Raw genomic sequence first — 327 nt, 5'->3', positions numbered from 1 at the left:
CGGCGCTGTAGGTCTTGGTGGCCGACACGCCGCTGGCGCTCGTGCCGTCGCCGAACGTCCAGGCGTAGCTTGCGATCGCGCCTTGCGCGTCGGTGCTGCCGGCGCCGGAGAAGCTCAGGCTGGTGCCCACTTGCCCACTCGTCGGGCCGCTGATGCTGGCCACCGGCGGCTGGTTGGTCACGCTCCCCGGCGTCCAGGCTTCCACCTCGGCAATGCGCGAGAGGCTGTACATGGCGCTGTTGACCAGGATGCGGATGCGCTGCGTCGTGATGGGGGAGAAGGTGAACTGGCGCCACACCTTGTTGTTGCCGATGACGTTGCCGCCCG

At 68.8% G+C, this 327-nt stretch carries 1 protein-coding gene; it reads right to left on the bottom strand.

Features of this window, described 5'->3' with window-relative positions; all coding sequences use genetic code 11:
- On the bottom strand, positions 1-327 hold a 327-nt coding region (locus ACG04R_RS28460; RefSeq protein ID WP_394418207.1), incomplete at both ends, for a PKD domain-containing protein.

The organism is Pelomonas candidula (assembly GCF_043555985.1).
Lineage (GTDB): Bacteria > Pseudomonadota > Gammaproteobacteria > Burkholderiales > Burkholderiaceae_C > Pelomonas > Pelomonas candidula.
This window is presented reverse-complemented; position numbering and strand designations above follow the sequence as displayed.